Below are 18,327 nucleotides of genomic sequence, written 5' to 3'. Positions count from 1 at the left end.
CTACATAAGGAATATATAGACAAGTTATGGTATTATTTAGGTAGCTTGGTTATGTCATTGCTGCCGAGTACAGTCACTTGTAAGGATATCATCATGTGTAAGTAAGGCATGGTTAGGTTCAAGTAATGGAAGGGAGCGAATCAAGTGAATCCATCGGGTAAGAAGAAGGTAAGGGTAAAAAAGACCGTGTGTGCGGTTACGGCTACAGCTATGTTATGTTTGGCGCAGCCGGTATGGGGAGACAATTTCGTTCCGGGCAGCGGAGTCGCTGTATCTGATACGGTAACTGCCGTGACTAGCAGCGATAACACCGGTTCGGAAGGTGTAACGGATAACGAAATACCGAAAGGTGCAAAAATTTCGTCCAAGCAGGCGGAAGACATCATCAAGAAGGCTTTCCCGGAGCTAAAGAACGTGAAAGTATCGAATGTGCAGTTCTTGGAGAATGATGGCATGAGATCGAGCGCACTTGCTTGGGATCTGCAAATGGAATTGACCAAAGGGAACACAAGCTCCGGCTTCAATGCCCAGGTCAATGCGGTCACGGGTGAACTTATTAACATTTATATCCCTCGTTCCTTGTTGAACCAAGGTAGCGACAAACCGGTGATAACCCGCGAAGCAGCCAAGGAGAAGGCGCTGAAATGGATCGGCAGCCATGTATCGGATCTGAAGGCCAGCGAGCTTAAGGAGAATGAGGCTTATCTCGGGATGCAGACGGCGCTGTTCAGTCCGCCGCGGGTTGATTTTTATTTCCAGACCTCGGTGAACGGAATTGAATCGGATGTGAACAGCATTTCGATCACGCTGGACGGACAGGGCAATACCATTAACTATTCCCGCAATCAAGTCAATGAAGAGTTTCCTTCATCCACACCGAAATTGAATGAGGCCTCCATTCGTAAATTGTTTGAGGATCAGTTCCAGGTCTCCTTGGCTTATGTACCTGATCATTTATATAACAACGCCAAAGGCAATTATTTCTTAGGTTACATACCTAATGATCAATCAGCGAATTCAATGGATGCCAATACAGGCAAGTTCATTAGTTTTTCGGGGGAAGAAAGTGAGTTTACCTCGATTGAGAACGGCACGATTCCGTTGTCCAAAGAGATCTTCAAGCCAATCACGGCTCCATTCGCTGGCGGAGATACAGCAGCCAGATGGGTGGAATCACAGATCAAACTCCCGTCCGGCTTGAAGACAGAATCCAAGTCACTGGGTACCCGATGGAACAATAATGAGATCAAGACGTGGAATATAAGATGGGGCGAGAACCATCTTTCCGCCATGGGCGGAGGGGAGATGGTATCCGCAGAGGTGGACGCCAAGACCGGACAAATTTACTCCTACAACCGATATCGTTTTGACCGAACCGGTGCTCCGGAAGTGAAGAGCCCGATTTCGAAGCAGGCTGCGCAGAATCTCGCATTCGAGACGGTAAGCAGGCTGGTGCCGAATGCTGCCGAGGAATGGAAGCTGACATCCGTTGATAAAATGGGCAAAGACACTAAAACCCTTAATTATCAATTTTCATTTCAGCGCTATGTCGGTGATATTCGCGTCATGGGTGATTCCCTGAATCTCACGATTGAGGCCGACGGGCAAATCCAGGGCTTTAGTGTGAATTCCGAAGCTGTCCTGTCCAAGCTGCCAACGGACGCAAAGCCGGCCGTCAGTGCGGAGCAGGCAAAAGCTAAATATCTGGAAGAGATTGAGCTGAAGCTGAAATACGGTTACTATGGCGGTTACGCAATGAACGGTAATGAGATTATGAAGCCTTTCATTAAGCTGATTTATTATCCGACACACAAAAAGGCGGCTTATGGCGGCATTGCGGTACCGCTTGATGCCAAGAACGGAGAATGGCGCGATATTACGCCTGAAATGAGCCGCAAGGATATTCCGGCGGTTACCGATGCGGCGGGGCATGATGCGGAAGCGGCTCTCAAGGAGCTGGTGCAATATCGGGTGTTGGTTCCGGACAAGGACGGAAAGGTATACCCGGATCGCCAAATTACCCTTGGCGAATGGTATCAGTTGGTGGCGGCATCGGTGAGTCCGTCCTACGAGCAGGTGTATGGAAGATCTACCATGGACCCATACGCGGGTTTGCAGCCGGATCATCCGTATTATCAGGCCATTCAGGTGCTGATCGGGCAGAACTGGATTCCTTATGATCCGGACAGCCCACTGCAGCTGGACCGCAAGCTGACAAGGGATGAATTGGCAAGCTCGCTGACCCGTATTCTGAATTACGAAAAGCTGTCCAAAGCCTTTATCCTGCCAACCGATGTGCAGGGAATATCGGATGCCGACGCCATTACTAACAAAGGCGCAGCCCTGATCGCCCTCAAGCTGGGGCTTCTCCCGGCGGTTGATGGCAAGTTCTTGCCGGAGCGTGAGGTGACGCGAGCGGAAGCTGCAGAGGTACTCGTCCGCATGTCGAAGCTGGCGGGACGCAGCGATTCTTTCCTGTCCTCATTTTATTGGTAGCATTTGATATTCGTGCCCGGTCGACAAAACTAGAACCCATAAGCCCTGATGTTATGTGTTACAATAATGGTGCATACGGATGAGGAAGATGAAGGGCGGGTGTACCGATGAAACGAAGCCGAGGAACAATCGTTAAATTACTGTTCATAGGGTCTTTGGCGGTAACCGTTGCAGCAGTACCTGAACCAGCTAATCTCAGTGATGTCTATGCCACCTCCAACAAAGCGGTCGTGAAGTCGGTCGATGGGATTCAACAGAAGCTGCTGACAGCGATGAGCGACAGGCAATCGACGGTGCGTTTTGTTTACCAGGGGGAGACCCAATCGCTGAAATCGCAGCTTAAAGATGCACTTGATCAGGCGATGGCCAGTGATCCTTATATTCACTACACCATCGCTAGCTATAGCTACGACTATCGTGGGACATCCAGTTCCGCCAATGTTACCGTTCGGTTGAGTTACCGCGAGACTGCGGAGCAGACGAACTACGTGAACCAGAATGCCGACAGCATTTTGAAGCGGATCATTAAGCCAGGCATGAATGATCATGAGAAGGTGAAAGCCATCCACGATTGGGTTGTCCGGAACTTGAAGTATGATACCACGCTTACAAAATATACGGCCTATGACGGACTCTACACCGGAAGCACGGTATGCCAGGGCTATTCCCTGTTAACGCATAAACTGCTGAAGGGAGCAGGGATCCAGAACAAAATCGTAGAGGGCACGGCTTATGCCTCCGATAATCCGCAGGGCCAGCTTCATGCCTGGAATCTGGTTCTTCTGGACGGCAAATGGTACCATCTGGACACGACGTGGAACGATCCCGTGCCGGATCGCGACAACGAGGTATCCTATACGTACTATCTCCGGACGGATGAACAGATGGGCCGCGATCATACCTGGGTGAAATCCTATCCGAAGGCGAGCACGCTTTACCGCAACACGCTGGCCGGGCTAGCTGCGAAGGATCGTTCGAGAGCCGAAGTATACGAACAATTGAAGCGGGATTTGGAATATCAGCTCTATGATGCCCGTTCCATCGTCAGCTCCTACGCACAGCTCCAACCCCTGGTTAAAGCTGCAAAGGCTGAAGGCAGCCAGAAGTTGGTGTTCCGGTTTGACGGCAGCGAGCGAGAGCTTGTAAATGTGCTCCAGCAAGTGCAGATGAAGAGCAATCTCGGCTCTATCAAATACTATCATCATGCATTTGAGAACACAGGTGATCTTAGAGTGCAGATCATTTGGTAATATGTCCGTATCCCAAAAAAAGCAGCTTCCGTTCCCAAGTATGGGAGGGAAGCTGCTTTTGGTATGTCCGGTTTAACTTATTTAACGTTCGTGCTCAAATCGCACTCGTCCAATGGTACGATGCGGCTCTTCTTAATCAAGCGGTAGCCGAACCAGATGGAGAGGAACAACGGAATGCTGACATAAGTGGCAATGATCGTTAACCAATCGATCTCCCCGCTGAAATTGCCTTGACCGATAATGGCAACAAGACAGAGCAGGAAGGCGAAGATGGGACCGAAGGGGAACCAGCGTGCACGGAATGGCAGATCCTTCAGGTCTTTTCCTTGGGCGACATAAGCTTTGCGGAAGCGATAATGACTCACGGCAATGGCCAGCCAGTTAATGAATCCGCACATTCCGGAGGCATTCAGGAGCCATACATAGACTACGCCATCGCCGAAGAAGGAGGCCAGGAAGGCCAGCATGCCTACGGCAGAGGTTACGATTAGAGCCGCAACCGGTACGCCGCGGCTGTTCAGCCGGCTCAGCCATCTCGGAGCCATTCCTTGCTTCGCCATGGCATACAGGACACGGGTTGAGGCATACATCCCCGAGTTGCCTGCCGACAGCACGGAGCTGAGAATGACCGCATTCATTACGGAAGCCGCAAACGCAAGGCCGGCTTTCTCAAACACCAAGGTGAATGGGCTGACACCGATATTGTCGACCCCGGATTGAAGCAAGCTCGGATGGGTGTAAGGGATGAGCATGCCGATGACAAAAATAGCGAAAACATAGAAGATCAGGATGCGCCAGAACACCTGACGGATGGCTTTAGGGACGTGTTTTCTCGGATTTTCGCTCTCGCCGGCCGCGACCCCGATCAGCTCGGTTCCCTGGAAGGAGAAGCCTGCAGCCATAAACACACCGACCAGCGCGAAGAACCCGCCGTGTACCGGCCCGTCGCCGAGACTAAAGTTAGTGAATCCCACGGCTTCACCGCCAAGAATACCGAAGATCATCATGACTCCGATGATGAGGAAGATAATGACGGTTGCCACCTTAATGATAGCAAACCAATATTCCGATTCGCCGTATCCTTTGGCGGATAGAAAGTTTAAGCCGAACATAATCGCCAGGAACAGAAGACTCCACAGAAATGACGGGCTGTCCGGGAACCAGAATTTAATAATAACCGTCGCCGCTGCGAGTTCGGCGGCGATGGTAACGGCCCAGTTGTACCAGAAGTTCCAGCCGACGGCAAATCCGAAGGCGGGGCTGACAAACCGGGAGGCGTAGGTGCTGAATGAGCCGGAATCCGGAAGATACGTAGCGAGTTCGCCGAGGCTGGTCATCAGAAAGTAAACCATGAGGCCCACCGCGGCATAGGCGATGAGCGCTCCGCCTGGGCCGGCAGAGGCGATGGCCGTTCCGCTTGCCAGGAAGAGGCCGGTACCGATCGATCCGCCAAGGGCGATCATTGTCATATGACGGGCTTTAAAGCTCTGCTTGAGCGAAGCAGCCGGTGCTTTTTTGCGATTCAAGATCGAACACTCCTTCTATACATTAAGAAATGATATTTACAATATACCCTGTTAGAACAAAAAGACCGCAGGTCCTATACCTGCGGTCTTTATCGTATCCGCATCATACCCTCCATGAAGATAGCACAACACGGGGAAATCCCCGTGACAGTTCCGTCTCTTTCGACAACGGCCCCAGCACAGAATACAAGAGTATACCCTGCACTTCGGCATTCATGCCTTTCAATGTGCTTCACCGGCTTCTCTTCGCCTCGGCACAACTACTGATCATGTCTGCAACCTCTACCTCATCTTGGAATGATGAGGCTATCTGTATATTCAATTCTAACAAGAGAGTCCTAGTATAAATCACATTCCATGTTAGAAGCAATGGTTAAATTTTACGGTTCTAAGGCAGTTCCGCAGATGCAATTACGATTGATTCCGTTTGGCCATTTGCTGCCATACGGTTCCGGCTGCTTCTTCGCCGGATTCGATGCGCTCCAGTGCCATGCGTGCCTGCAGACTAACCTCGAATTCCGGATCATTGGCAGCCTCCTCCAGAGCGGAGCGGGCTTCTTCGGTGCCTACTTCATACAGGAAGCGGGCTGCACGCCAGCGTACGATCTTGCTGCTGTCTTTGAGCGATTCGATCATGACCGGGGTAGCGGCAGCATCGCCGATATCGGACAGCGTATCGCCTGCGGTACGGCGAACGGCCGGTGTTTCGTCGCGCATGGCTTCATACAGGAGCTCCATCGCTTCAGGGGTGCGCAGATCGCCCAAGTACACAACGACGAGCCGGCGGATCTGCATCTTCGGATCCCGAAGGGCTTGGCGGAGAAGCGGAATGTGTTTCTCCGTTGGCTCCAGTGCATCCAGTGCAGCATAACGGACGCGCCAGTCCTCATCCTGCAGCGCGGCTTCGGTTTCCTCGTCGGTCAGCTTCCGGCGCTGCTCGACGAAATCCTCGTCGCTGGCACCGTGGGCAATCGCTTGGGCAACGACCTTATCGAGGCGCTCCTGCGGGAAGGCAGCTTCAAGCTCCTGCTCTACGTCACGGGCGATGTCAGCTAGCTGGCCGTAGCGCACGCCGTACTCCTTGAGCTTGCGCTCCTTGATGAGTGTCGTGGTTCCGACGGCGGCCACCGCTTTGGCGAAGCGCTCTGACAGACCGATGCGTTCTTCCTGATTCCCGCTTTTGACACGGATTTGCATCGGTATATTTCGAAAATACTGGACGAACACTTGAGCCTCTCCAAAAGCAAAATCTTCCGCATTTTCTTGGAGTCCGGCGGCAAGCCCCTCCTGACCGAATATTTCCTGAACGGCGCCCAGAATGGAAGGCCAATCAGCGTTGCCTTTGCGGTCGAGCGCGATGAAATCAAGGGTATGAAAAACGCTCTTTACGCCCGGGATATGGAGCAGCTGCCTGATCCAGGGGGGAGCCGACCGTTCGTTATCCAGTGTATATGTTCTTCGAATCCCGGGCTCCAGCGTTTCGTCAAGACGAAGCATCATGGAGTTCGGGCTCGGGGTTGGTTCAATAAATGTAATTTTCATGGGTTTATCTCGCCTCCTTATCCTCTTATTGTACCTCTTTTCCATGCCGGAAAAAACATCATGGCAAGGATTCAAACAAAATGACCGGACTTTGGATAAAAAGAGGAAAGGTTTGTAAAACTGATAATGATGGGATTGTAAAGCATTTGGGTTTTCAAAGAATCACATGTTAGAGGGCCGCCCCCAAGATTCGATGCCGAGCGGCTTCCTGATCCGCTTCGTGTTAGATATAGAATTTATGAGTTATCAGTGGAACTGATGAAATTCAGTATCGCAAGAAAACCTACCTAAGCATCGCGGTCGCTCATCCTTGAAGTGGCCTCGATAGAGGTTTTCTTATCAAAAGCGGACTTTTTTAACAACCTCTGAAGGAGGGTAGGCTAACGGATGCACAGGAAGCAGGAGCGAAAGCTTGCGATTCTATGCTTTATTGTTGCGGCCATTATGCTATACGGTGCCGTGAAAGGGTATCTGCGCTATATGGAACATTTTGGATAAAGAAACCGAGGAGTGAACCTGATGTCTTCACTGGATCCCGTACTGATGAGCCGGATCCTGACCGGCTTGACCCTGTTTGTGCATATTGTTCTGGCAACCATCGGCGTGGGGATTCCGATTATGCTGGCTCTGGCGGAATGGAGGGGGATTCGGACAGGGGACAACCATTATACGCTGCTTGCCCGGCGCTGGGCGCGGGGATATGTGATTACGGTGGCCGTCGGCGTCGTGACAGGTACCGCCATCGGCCTGCAGCTCAGCTTGTTATGGCCCACCTTTATGCGCGTCGCCGGTAAAGCCATTGCGCTGCCGCTGTTCATGGAGACCTTTGCTTTTTTTGTGGAGGCGATCTTTCTAGGCATTTATCTTTATACATGGGATCGATTCAAAAATAAATGGACCCATCTGCTGCTGCTTATTCCCGTGGCGATCGGCTCCTCCGCGTCAGCGTTTTTTATCACGAGCATGAATGCGTTTATGAATCAGCCCCAGGGCTTCGAGCTGGTGGATGGGGTATTTACGAATGTGAATCCGTTCGTGGCCATGTTCAATCCGGCGACGCCGACCAAGGTGAGCCATGTGCTGGCGTCAGCTTTTACGACAAGCGCCGCTGCGCTGGCCAGCATAGCCGCTTTCAGTATATTGCGGGGAAGCAAGCACATCTACTTTAAGAAAGCGCTGAAGCTCACCGTCGTGTCGACCTTTGTTTTTGCTGTGGCCACCGTGATGATCGGAGACTTCTCCGGCAAATTTCTGGCTAAATACCAGCCCGAGAAGCTGGCGGCGGCCGAGTGGCATTTTGAAACGATGAGGCAAGCCCCGCTCATTTACGGCGGCTTTCTGGATGAGAATAACGAGATTAAGTATGCATTGAAGATTCCGTACGCGCTAAGCATATTGGCGGGAAACAGTCCCAGCACGGAGGTCATTGGACTGAATGAGTTTCCGGAGAATGAGAGACCGCCGATGTCGGTGCATTATTTTTTCGATCTAAAGGTGACCAGCGGCGCCGTGATCGTTCTGATTCCGCTCCTGTATATGTTCCGAAAGAAACTTCCTGGCAAAAGGCCTTATCCAAAATGGCTGCTGCTCAGTATATTGGCTTTGGGGCCTCTATCGATGTCAGCCATATGGCTGGGCTGGTTCCTTGCCGAGATCGGAAGGCAGCCGTGGATTGTGCGGGGATACATGAAGGTATCGGATGCGGCAACCACTTCAACAAGCGTCGGCTGGATGCTGGTGCTGTTTATAATCCTGTATCTGGTGCTATCCGTATCCGCGATTCGCGTGTTAAGCCAATTGTTCCGGAATAAAAGCGCGGAAGAGGAAATCCGGCTGCTGGGACTCGAAATCGAAGGGGGAGACCGCAAATGAGCTATGCAATGGTGGCAATAACCGTGCTGTGGACATTTCTGTTTGGCTATTTGCTGGTGGCCTCGATTGATTTTGGTGCCGGATTTTTCAGCTATTACAGCGTGCTCACCGGACACGAGAACAAGATTCATAACATCATCCAGCGGTATTTATCTCCCGTCTGGGAAGTAACCAACGTATTCCTGATCTTTTTTGTGGTCGGACTTGTCGGATTCTTTCCGGATGCTGCGTATTATTATGGCACCGCCTTGCTTGTGCCGGGCAGCTTGGCCCTTGTGCTGCTGGCGATCCGCGGCGCTTACTACGCCTATCACACGTATGGCAGCCAGACCGGGAACAATATCGTGTATATGGGGCTCTACGGGGCAACGGGACTGCTCATCCCTGCAGCGTTGTCGACGATATTGGCCATCTCGGAAGGCGGCATTATCTATATGGATAACGGGAAGGTAGAGCTTCATTGGTATACGTTCTTCACGAATCCGTACACGTGGTCGGTCATCCTGCTTGCGCTTGTGAGCGTTCTGTACATCTCGGCGATGTTCCTGTCCTATTACGCGCAGCGTGCGGGGGATGAGGTAGCGTTCGGCGTGGTCCGGGGTTATGCGCTGGGATGGAGCGGTCCGACGATCCTGGCTTCGGTATTCGCGTTTTTCCAGATTAACCATCAGAATCCGGTGCATTTTGGGCAGATGCTGGATATCGCATGGATGTTTATCGCGTCGTTCATCTGCTTTGTCATTGCGGTGTACCTCGTATGGAAACGAATCCGGCTCGGCATCGCTTTTATTATGGTCATGCTCCAATTTGCCTTTGCTTGGTACGGATATGGACGCTCGCATCTGCCGTATATTCTCTATGATTACATCCATATTCATGAGAGCATAACCAACGATACGATGGCGATCGCATTGATTACCGCATTTATCCTGGGTTTCTGCGTATTGGTTCCTTCCCTGATCCTGCTGATGCGATTGTTTCTGTTCGATGCAAACTACATTCGCGGCAAATCCGCGAAGAAGGGATGAGACAAGTGGAGGACTTCGCCATTTTCATAGCACCGCTGCTCACCGTACTGGCTGCTGTAGCCTTTATGGCGATCTACGTCGTCAAGTATAAGGATCCATCGGATTGATTCTGGATAAAGGCAATTCCGGGTTGTTTCGCCACGAAACGTTCGGTGTAAAAAGAACAACAAGCGCAAAGTTGAGCGGAGAGGTCAATACGGGGTAAAATACAGGGTAATGGAAGGAGGAGGCTGCATGCCAAAAATTCGCTATAACAATATCGATAACGTCAGCACGGATAAAACACTTAAACAATTCAAGCAGTGGCGCGACGAACGTCGTCAGAAGAAGAAGGATTATTCCTACTGCATTCCGAACCTGACGCCGGATCTTCAGTATTTGCATAGCAACCGGCACGAAACCTCCGTTACCTGGATCGGGCACGCTACGTTCTTCATCCAATATGAAGGCTTGAACATCGTGACTGATCCCGTATGGGCGCGGAGAATGGGATTTAATAAGCGTCTTGGAGAACCAGGGCTTCCCATTCATGAGATCCCCCCGATCGATGTCATTCTGATCTCGCATTCCCATTATGATCATATGCATGTTGCCTCGATCCGTAAGCTGTACCGTGCGGACACCACGATCATTGTACCCGTTGGTCTGCGTCGCAAAATGATCAACAAAGGCTTTCGCCGCGTGATCGAACTGCAGTGGTGGGAATCCACAACCATCAAGGGCGTGAAATTCTCCTTTGTGCCGACACAGCATTGGACTCGGCGCACGCCGTTTGACACGAATACATCCCATTGGGGAGGGTTCGTAATGGAGCCTGTCCTGCAGGATGCGAGCGTGGATTCGGCTTCTTCCGATGAATCATCATGCAATAACGAACCTGTATCGGAGGATGGCACCCGCCTGCTTCCGCCGAATTTGTATTTTGCCGGAGACAGCGGTTATTTCGAAGGCTTTAAGCTGATCGGAGAACGCTTCAACATTCACCTTGCGCTGATGCCCATCGGGGCATATGAGCCGGAATGGTTCATGACATCGCAGCACGTCAATCCGGAAGAGGCCCTGCAGGCGTTCCAGGATGTGAAGGCCGAGACGATGATCCCGATGCATTACGGCACCTTCAAGCTGGCAGACGACACGGCAAGAGAAGCGCTGGATCGGATGGAGGCGGAACGCGAGCGGCTGGGGATCGCCAAGGAGCGAATTCGCGTATTAAAGTACGGAGAGACCTTCAAGGTTCAGCCTGAGCGAAGAAGCGTGACATCATAACCGAAACGTGCAAGCGATTTCCATCACCATACACCATACACCATAGAATGCCAAAGAGGCCCGAAAGGTTGTTCATAACCTTTCGGGCCCATTTTCAGTTGCTTCTAAACGTCAGCGTTTTGGCAGAATGCCGACCGCTCTTGCGGCAGCAGCGCTTTTCTCAGCGAACTGCACGGGATCGTCAATCGATTCCCAGTGGATATATTTGAATGGATTGCTCTGGAAAAGCCAATGGTTATGAATGGCGGTTACTTTTATTCCGCGCTTCAGCAGTTCCGCCGCGAACGGATTGATTTCTTTTTCCAGGATAACGGTTTCCCCCAGATTCAACGTGCGGCCACGGGAGTCTTTGGACTCAAAGGATAACGCGAAAGGCAGTGTCAAAGGAGAACGGCTGCGGCGTCCCAATATTTTCACGTTTAGCCTCCGCAGCGTGGAGACAACGCACGCGCCATTGGTGACGCTTCCTGTGCCCCCAATGATCCGAGCCAGGCGATTGCAAAGCTGGTTGCCCATAATGGCCCCTCCTTTCATATCAGAATAATATAACGTATGAGAGGGGGACCTGATCCGACTGGTTTCTTTCATTAATAGAAAAGCCTCTTTTCTATTAAACTAGAAATAGAGGCTTTGATTGTCGAGTTCTATATACTTGAGAAAAGGCGCATGCAGGCGGTTATATTTGTTTAAAACCGTTTTATATCATCCAGAAGCTTCGATAACCGTCGTACTTATGCTATAATGTGCTGAAACCAATAGTGATAAAGGATGGTAATGCTTAATGATCAGTACAAGCGGCGTAACGCTCCGCTATGGCAAACGAGCACTATTTGAAGATGTCAATATAAAATTCACCCCGGGCAACTGCTACGGCCTCATCGGCGCCAACGGGGCGGGTAAGTCTACATTTCTGAAAATCCTCTCCGGTGAGATTGAACCGAACCAAGGCGAGGTTCATATGACACCGAATGAGCGGATGGCGGTTCTGAAGCAGAACCACTATGAATACGATCAGTATCCCGTCCTGGAGACGGTTATAATGGGTCATGCCCGGCTGTATAACATCATGAAAGAGAAAGATGCGCTGTATGCGAAATCCGATTTCTCCGAAGAAGACGGCATGCGTGCGGGTGAGCTGGAAGGCGAATTCGCAGAGCTGAACGGGTGGGATGCAGAGCCGGATGCGGCAGCGCTCCTGATCGGTCTCGGTATTCCACGTGAGCTGCACGATAAGAAGATGTCTGAGCTGAGCGGTAACGAGAAGGTACGAGTTCTCTTGGCGCAGGCCTTGTTTGGCCGTCCGCATAACCTGCTGCTGGATGAGCCTACCAACCACTTGGACCTGGAATCGATTCAGTGGCTTGAGAACTTCCTTATGGATTATGAAGGCACCGTTATTGTGGTATCCCATGACCGTCACTTCCTGAACAAGGTGTGTACGCATATTGCGGATATCGATTTCGGTAAAATTCAGCTGTATGTCGGCAACTACGACTTCTGGTATGAATCCAGCAAGCTGGCGCTTGAACTTCAGCGGGATGCCAACAAGAAGAAGGAAGAGAAGATCAAGGAATTGCAGGCATTTATTCAACGCTTCTCGGCGAATGCTTCCAAATCGAAGCAGGCGACTTCCCGTAAGAAACAGCTCGACAAAATTACGTTGGAGGATCTTCGTCCTTCGAACCGTAAATATCCGTTCCTTCATTTTAAACCTGAACGCGAGGCGGGCAAGCAGCTGCTTACGATTGATGGCATCACCAAGTCGATGGATGGGGAAAAGGTGCTGGATAATGTCAGCTTTGTTGTAAACAAAGGCGACAAAATCGCATTTGTTGGACCGAATGGGATGCCGAAAACGACGCTGTTCCAGATCATAACCGGTGAAACCGAGGCGGATGCCGGTGAATACAGCTGGGGGGTAACAACAACCCAGGCGTATTTCCCAAAAGACAACTCTGCCTATTTTGACGGTGTTGATATCAACCTCGTGGAATGGCTGCGCCAATATTCCAAGGATCAAGATGAGACATTCTTGCGCGGATTCCTTGGCCGCATGCTGTTCTCGGGCGAGGAAGCGCTGAAGAAAGCAAGCGTACTGTCCGGGGGCGAGAAGGTTCGCTGCATGCTGGCCAAAATGATGCTGAACGGCGCGAACGTGCTGATCTTCGATGAGCCGACGAACCACCTGGATCTCGAATCCATTACGGCACTCAACAATGGTCTGATCGATTTTGACGGAACGATTCTATTCACCTCGCATGACCATCAGTTCATTCAGACGATTGCCAACCGAATTATCGAGATTACGCCTAATGGCATCATCGACCGCAGTATGAGTTATGACGAGTATCTTGAGAGTGAAGAGATCAAGGGACTTCGCGATAGCATGTACCCGGTTGAAGCTTAAGAAAATAGGATATGGCGAAGGATGAGGGCGTGAGCTTTCATCTCGCCCGATCCATTTAAAAAATGCTGCACCTTCCAAGTATGGGAGGTGCAGCATTTTTTGCGTTATGCACGAAACGGGCTCTTCTACGAACCGCCGGTACGACGACGCTGGTTGTTTGGTTTTTTGTTGTTTTGGCTTTTCATTTTTTGCGCTGAACCGGCTTGGAATTGTCCGGGCTTATTCGCGGACGCATTCTGCTGTTTTTTCTGTTCCAGCTTTTGCCGGATTGCATCGGCTAAATTCACTTTACGTGATTCATTATTCTCGGGCATAGTATCACCCTCCTCTTCGTGTTCGCTTGTCCTCATTTTATTCGTTTTTAAATCGCCCGGCAAGGGTAACAATGATTAATACCATTTTCTACGTCCATGGTTCTTTGACCGAAGCAATTATGTTTCTCTAGACCCACACGAATGACCTTTGCTAGGATTAAATATGGATAATGATGGATATCGTTTGACGGCTGCGAAAGACAAGCAAAGGAGAGACGTAATAAAGTGAATGCCTATGATAACATCAAACAAGGGGAACGCGGGGCCTGGATCAGCATTGCCGCCTACCTCGTGTTATCCTCGTTCAAGATATTTTGTGGATACTTATTCGCATCCAGTGCTTTGCTTGCCGACGGTTTTAACAACCTGACGGACATCGTGGCATCGCTCGCCGTATTGATCGGACTGCGAATTTCCCAGAAACCGCCGGATTCCGATCATGCGTACGGACACTTAAGGGCGGAGACGATTGCGGCTTTGGTTGCTTCTTTTATCATGGCGGTCGTTGGTATCCAAGTGTTGGTTGAAGCCGTTCGTTCATTTTTTGAAGGTTCCAAGGAAATCCCGAATTTATGGTCTGCCGGCGTAGCCGGTGTCTGTGCCGTGGCGATGCTTGGCGTGTACAGGTACAATCGGAACCTCGCGCAGCGAATCGATAACCAGGCACTCATGGCTGCAGCCAAGGATAACTTATCGGACGCACTCGTTAGTGTGGGGGCAGCTGTTGGTATTATTGGCGCACAATTCGGCCTGCCCTGGCTGGATACCGTAGCAGCGGTAGCGGTTGGTGTCATTATTTGCAAAACAGCTTGGGAAATATTCAGGGATTGCACCTATAGTTTAACGGACGGTTTTGATGAAAATCGTTTGTCGGACTTGCGTAGTACGATTGCCCGTACGCCCGGTGTCGAGGGGATTAAGGACATGAAAGCCCGAATTCACGGCAATCATGTACTGGTGGATGTTGTCATCGAGGTAGACCCGGATATCAGTGTTCTGGAGGGTCATCAGATCAGTGACCGTATCGAAGAACAGATGGAGAAGATTCACAATATTATGAGCGTCCATATTCACGTGGAGCCTAAGGAATCGTCCTAGGGGATAACCGATGGGTACGAATACAAATGGCAGGTCAAGTTCATCTTGACCTGCCATTTAACCTGCATGGATACATGAAGAATCATGAAGTCCGGCAGTCATACATGATTAATGTACATAAATCCAAGCTTTACCGAGCCATGTATAAACTTCAACCCATTCCCCGCCAAGCACGACACCCGTTCGATTGCCGGTTGTGTCGATTTTTTGCGGAGCCAAGGCACCAAGCTTTTCGCCGTTTGGAGCGTTATAGAAGTAGGTTCTTTCTGCAATCTCGATCATAGGTGTAGGCACCAGTACTACTTCTTCCGGTTTGATAATAGGCTCTTCCGTCGAGATGGGAGCCGGCCCAGAAGTCTCGGATACCGTCCCGCTAATCGGATCTGCGCTTGCTACGGCGGTCAGGGACAGGGTGAGTGCTAGGGCTGCAGTAATACTTAGAGTTTTTTTCATGGAATAATTCCTCCTTGGGACCGAAGTATGATTTTAATATACTATTTTAACACACTATCGTAATAACCACGATTTGGATGTTTTGAATCAAGAAATTTGGGTACCTTTCTCAAATCGTGACAAGTTTCAAGGATTCCTATATACTTTGGAGATGGGAAAAGCCTTGTTGTCGCAGGGATATCCTATGGGAGGAGGGACTTTAGATGGTACGTCGAAAAAAAAGAGCCGGACGTTTCCTGCTGGGTATATTTGTCCTTCTGCTTGTGATTATCGGTGCGTTGGTCTGGTTTGTTTATCCTACACAATCGCTGGATATGCGCTACCGATCCGTTGATTTCAAGGACAAGTTGATGACCATGGTGTCAAATCGGGATACCCGTATGCTGCTGAGTACGGAAGAAGTCGGAGAACTCAGCAAGAAGAACATGGTAAAATATATGAGCACCCATGACCTGGGCGTCGATATTACAGGTGCTGATTTCGTGATGAATGGCACCACAATGACAGCCCATATGAATGGGCAATGGGGGGTTCTTCCCTTTGGTGCAGTGCTGCGCTTTCAGATGTCTGCCGAGGGAAGCTATCTTCACCTGACGCATGAATCAACAACGATTCGGGGAGCCCAGATCCCTTTGAATATGTTCCAGCTGGAGCCGATACAAATTTCGCTCAAGGACTATTTACCGGATCTGGTAACTGTGAAGAATGTGAAGTTTCTGTCCGACGGCTTGGAATTGAACTTTACGATGGATTGGATGTCCATTCCGTCGCTGTTTAAGTAAAGCAAGGGAATCGGCTAAAGACTCAGACAAGGAAACCAAGTCTGGGTCTTTTTTTGTGTTTTTCAAGAGAAAAGTCGTTATTTTCAGAAAAAAACTATGAAAAAAATATATATGTAAACATTGACACTATGATTATCCCCCACTATAATCAGTAAATGTTTAGAAATAAATGTTTTAGTACTAAAGTATATAGAGACGAAGTCGGTTGGTCTCTATTGAAGAAGTGCTGGACCTTTTAAAGGAGTGTAAAAAATACATGTCCATGCGGAATGAAATTCTGGAGTTGGAGATGCTATTTAAGAAGATGGTTCGAACTGTGCATCATGAGTGGCAGAAGGAAGGGTTTCCTAAACTAGGCAGAACGCAGTATACCGCCTTGGAGATGCTTCATGAACAGGGAGCATTGAGATTGTCGGACTTGGCCGATTCCATTCATGTGACATGCGGGGCGGTTACGGGCATATCCGATAAATTGATCGAGGGCGGATTCGCGCGCCGAACAAGGGATACAGCCGACCGAAGGGTCATTCATTTGGAGATTACGCCGCTCGGGAGGGATCTGATCGAGCAGTTGGCCAATAAACGTGCCGAGTTGAGCGATTTGTTATATGGTTTTCTAACGGACGAAGAGGTTAAGCAGTTGAGTGTCCTGTACAGCAAAATTTTGACGAATGTTGAGCACATCCAAGGTCAGATGTCCACATAGAACAAACATGCTAAATGTATGATTTTACTTAGAAAGAGAGTGAAGGCTGCACATGAGTACCCATACCATTGCTCGCCCCGGCGAGCCTGTTAAGAAAGGCCCTATCATTGCTGCACTTATGATTGGCGCTTTTGTCGCCATTCTTAACCAGACATTGATGAATGTTGCTCTGCCGAGCATCATGGAGAATTTGAACATTAAACCGACCGTAGCCCAGTGGCTGACCACTGGCTTTATGCTGGTGAACGGGGTCTTAATTCCCGTTACCGCTTATCTGATCGCGCGTTTCTCGACAAGGCAGCTGTTCATTAGTGCGATGACGCTGTTTACGATTGGCACCTTGCTGTGCGCGGTCAGCCCCAACTTCGCGTTACTGCTTACCGGACGCCTCGTTCAGGCTGCCGGTGCAGGTATTTTGATGCCGCTTATGACCGTTGTATTTCTGAACATATTCCCTATTGAGAATCGCGGGAAGGCGATGGGGATGATGGGGATCGCCATGATATTTGCTCCTGCCATCGGACCTACGCTTTCCGGATATATTGTGGAGCACTATGATTGGCGTGTCCTGTTCTACATGATTCTGCCTTTCTCGATCATTGCTACGCTAATCGGGGTATTCTTCCTGAAAAATGTTACCGAGGTCAGCCGGCCGAAGCTGGACATGATCGCCATCATTTTGTCCACCCTGGGCTTTGGCGGTTTGCTGTACGGCTTCAGTGATGCCGGGAATGACGGTTGGTCCAGCACGCCGGTTGTTACGACCCTAGCAGTCGGCACGATTGCCCTCATCCTGTTTGTATGGCGGGAGATGAAGACCGACAATCCGATGCTGGAATTCCGGATATTCAAATACAATATGTTTACGCTAACTACCCTTATCAATGTCATTGTCACGATGGCGATGTATGCCGGCATGATCCTGCTGCCTATTTATCTTCAGCAGATTCGTGGATTCACGCCGGTGGAATCAGGACTTCTCATGCTTCCCGGCGCCATTCTGATGGGGATCATGTCACCGATTACGGGAGCGATCTTCGATAAGGTTGGTGCAAGATGGCTGGCTGTTATCGGCCTGGCGATTACGGTCATTACGACGTGGGAGTTCAGTAATTTGACCGAAACCATGTCTTACAGCCACATCATGGTCATCTATACGGCCCGGATGTTCGGGATGTCGATGCTCATGATGCCGATCCAGACGGCGGGACTTAATCAGCTCCCGCGGAGCTTGAACGCTCATGGTACGGCTATGTCCAATACACTGCGCATGGTTTCCGGCTCAATCGGAACGGCAATTCTAGTTACCGTCATGTCGACCCAGGCAGAGAGCAAAGGGGAAGCTCTGATGCAATCGGGGTTATTTGATCCCAAGAATCAGGCCGACCTGCTTAAGCTGGGGAATGAAGCAACCATTTATGGCATTAACTATGCCTTTGTTATTGCGACATGGATCAGCGTCGCTTCCTTCATCCTGGCTTTCTTTATCAAGAAGACCAAGCCGGCCGAAGAGCCGAAAACCTCAGAAAATCAGGAGGCTGCAGCAACGAACGTATAACCCAATCCGATTTTGCGCAGCGCAAAAAA

General features: G+C 50.2%; 16 protein-coding genes and 1 riboswitch. Of the genes, 11 read left to right on the top strand and 5 right to left on the bottom strand.

Going from position 1 to position 18,327, the window contains the following annotated elements; all coding sequences use genetic code 11:
• Positions 1–144: 144 nt before the first annotated feature.
• Together AC0VZ8_RS29390 and AC0VZ8_RS29385 are read left to right on the top strand one after the other, a co-directional pair.
• Complete coding sequence (locus AC0VZ8_RS29390; protein WP_475485243.1) at positions 145–2,496, top strand: YcdB/YcdC domain-containing protein; 2,352 nt, start codon at positions 145–147, stop codon at positions 2,494–2,496.
• A gap of 107 nt (positions 2,497–2,603) precedes the next feature.
• Complete coding sequence (locus AC0VZ8_RS29385; RefSeq protein WP_475485242.1) at positions 2,604–3,746, top strand: transglutaminase domain-containing protein; 1,143 nt, start codon at positions 2,604–2,606, stop codon at positions 3,744–3,746.
• Between the two features lie 77 nt (positions 3,747–3,823).
• On the opposite strand, the gene AC0VZ8_RS29380 is transcribed toward AC0VZ8_RS29385, so the two are convergent.
• Together AC0VZ8_RS29380 and AC0VZ8_RS29375 are read right to left on the bottom strand one after the other, a co-directional pair.
• Entirely contained in the window at positions 3,824–5,215 is a 1,392-nt protein-coding gene (locus AC0VZ8_RS29380) for an amino acid permease (RefSeq protein WP_475487781.1), read from the bottom strand.
• Between the two features lie 170 nt (positions 5,216–5,385).
• A riboswitch (Lysine riboswitch) is annotated at positions 5,386–5,565 on the bottom strand.
• 118 nt (positions 5,566–5,683) lie between these two features.
• Positions 5,684–6,814, bottom strand: a complete 1,131-nt coding sequence (locus AC0VZ8_RS29375; RefSeq protein ID WP_475485241.1) for a virulence factor — start codon at positions 6,812–6,814, stop codon at positions 5,684–5,686.
• 519 nt (positions 6,815–7,333) lie between these two features.
• Between AC0VZ8_RS29375 and AC0VZ8_RS29370 the strand changes: the two genes are divergently transcribed.
• The 4 genes from AC0VZ8_RS29370 to AC0VZ8_RS29355 all read left to right on the top strand — a co-directional run bounded on the left by AC0VZ8_RS29370 (position 7,334) and on the right by AC0VZ8_RS29355 (position 10,980).
• Positions 7,334–8,686 carry a cytochrome ubiquinol oxidase subunit I gene (locus AC0VZ8_RS29370; protein WP_194544603.1) on the top strand — a complete coding sequence of 451 codons (1,353 nt, stop codon included), beginning with the start codon at positions 7,334–7,336 and terminating at the stop codon, positions 8,684–8,686.
• Positions 8,683–9,714: a cytochrome d ubiquinol oxidase subunit II gene (locus AC0VZ8_RS29365; RefSeq protein ID WP_071219626.1), complete on the top strand. Its 1,032-nt coding sequence runs from the start codon at positions 8,683–8,685 to the stop codon at positions 9,712–9,714. The genes AC0VZ8_RS29370 and AC0VZ8_RS29365 overlap by 4 nt, the downstream gene beginning before the upstream one ends.
• A 5-nt stretch (positions 9,715–9,719) precedes the next feature.
• The gene (cydS, locus tag AC0VZ8_RS29360) at positions 9,720–9,821 is read left to right on the top strand and encodes a cytochrome bd oxidase small subunit CydS family protein (protein WP_422759654.1); all 102 of its coding nucleotides are present in this window, start codon (positions 9,720–9,722) and stop codon (positions 9,819–9,821) included.
• A gap of 127 nt (positions 9,822–9,948) precedes the next feature.
• Positions 9,949–10,980, top strand: a complete 1,032-nt coding sequence (locus AC0VZ8_RS29355) for an MBL fold metallo-hydrolase (RefSeq protein ID WP_475485240.1) — start codon at positions 9,949–9,951, stop codon at positions 10,978–10,980.
• A gap of 111 nt (positions 10,981–11,091) precedes the next feature.
• Here the strand turns inward: AC0VZ8_RS29355 and AC0VZ8_RS29350 are convergent, their stop codons facing one another.
• Entirely contained in the window at positions 11,092–11,496 is a 405-nt protein-coding gene (locus AC0VZ8_RS29350) for a DUF1259 domain-containing protein (RefSeq protein ID WP_260068249.1), read from the bottom strand.
• 265 nt (positions 11,497–11,761) lie between these two features.
• On the opposite strand from AC0VZ8_RS29350, the gene AC0VZ8_RS29345 reads away from it, so the two are divergent.
• The gene (locus tag AC0VZ8_RS29345; protein WP_194544600.1) at positions 11,762–13,387 is read left to right on the top strand and encodes an ABC-F family ATP-binding cassette domain-containing protein; all 1,626 of its coding nucleotides are present in this window, start codon (positions 11,762–11,764) and stop codon (positions 13,385–13,387) included.
• 125 nt (positions 13,388–13,512) lie between these two features.
• Here the strand turns inward: AC0VZ8_RS29345 and AC0VZ8_RS29340 are convergent, their stop codons facing one another.
• A complete protein-coding gene (locus AC0VZ8_RS29340; RefSeq protein ID WP_071219622.1) occupies positions 13,513–13,701 on the bottom strand; it encodes a hypothetical protein in 189 nt (62 codons plus the stop codon).
• Between the two features lie 225 nt (positions 13,702–13,926).
• Between AC0VZ8_RS29340 and AC0VZ8_RS29335 the strand changes: the two genes are divergently transcribed.
• Positions 13,927–14,799 (top strand): cation diffusion facilitator family transporter, encoded by an 873-nt coding sequence (locus AC0VZ8_RS29335; RefSeq protein WP_127593941.1) that lies wholly within the window; start codon positions 13,927–13,929, stop codon positions 14,797–14,799.
• Positions 14,800–14,907: 108 nt separating this feature from the next.
• On the opposite strand, the gene AC0VZ8_RS29330 is transcribed toward AC0VZ8_RS29335, so the two are convergent.
• A complete protein-coding gene (locus AC0VZ8_RS29330) occupies positions 14,908–15,252 on the bottom strand; it encodes a hypothetical protein (protein WP_071219620.1) in 345 nt (114 codons plus the stop codon).
• Between the two features lie 203 nt (positions 15,253–15,455).
• On the opposite strand from AC0VZ8_RS29330, the gene AC0VZ8_RS29325 reads away from it, so the two are divergent.
• The 3 genes from AC0VZ8_RS29325 (at position 15,456) to AC0VZ8_RS29315 (ending at position 18,298) form a co-directional block, all read left to right on the top strand.
• A complete protein-coding gene (locus AC0VZ8_RS29325) occupies positions 15,456–16,034 on the top strand; it encodes a hypothetical protein (protein ID WP_260068250.1) in 579 nt (192 codons plus the stop codon).
• Between the two features lie 256 nt (positions 16,035–16,290).
• Complete coding sequence (locus AC0VZ8_RS29320; RefSeq protein WP_426199464.1) at positions 16,291–16,740, top strand: MarR family transcriptional regulator; 450 nt, start codon at positions 16,291–16,293, stop codon at positions 16,738–16,740.
• A 52-nt stretch (positions 16,741–16,792) separates the two neighbouring features.
• A complete protein-coding gene (locus tag AC0VZ8_RS29315; protein WP_071219617.1) occupies positions 16,793–18,298 on the top strand; it encodes a DHA2 family efflux MFS transporter permease subunit in 1,506 nt (501 codons plus the stop codon).
• Positions 18,299–18,327: the final 29 nt, after the last annotated feature.

The organism is Paenibacillus sp. QJM3NY_38 (assembly GCF_056173265.1).
This window is presented reverse-complemented; position numbering and strand designations above follow the sequence as displayed.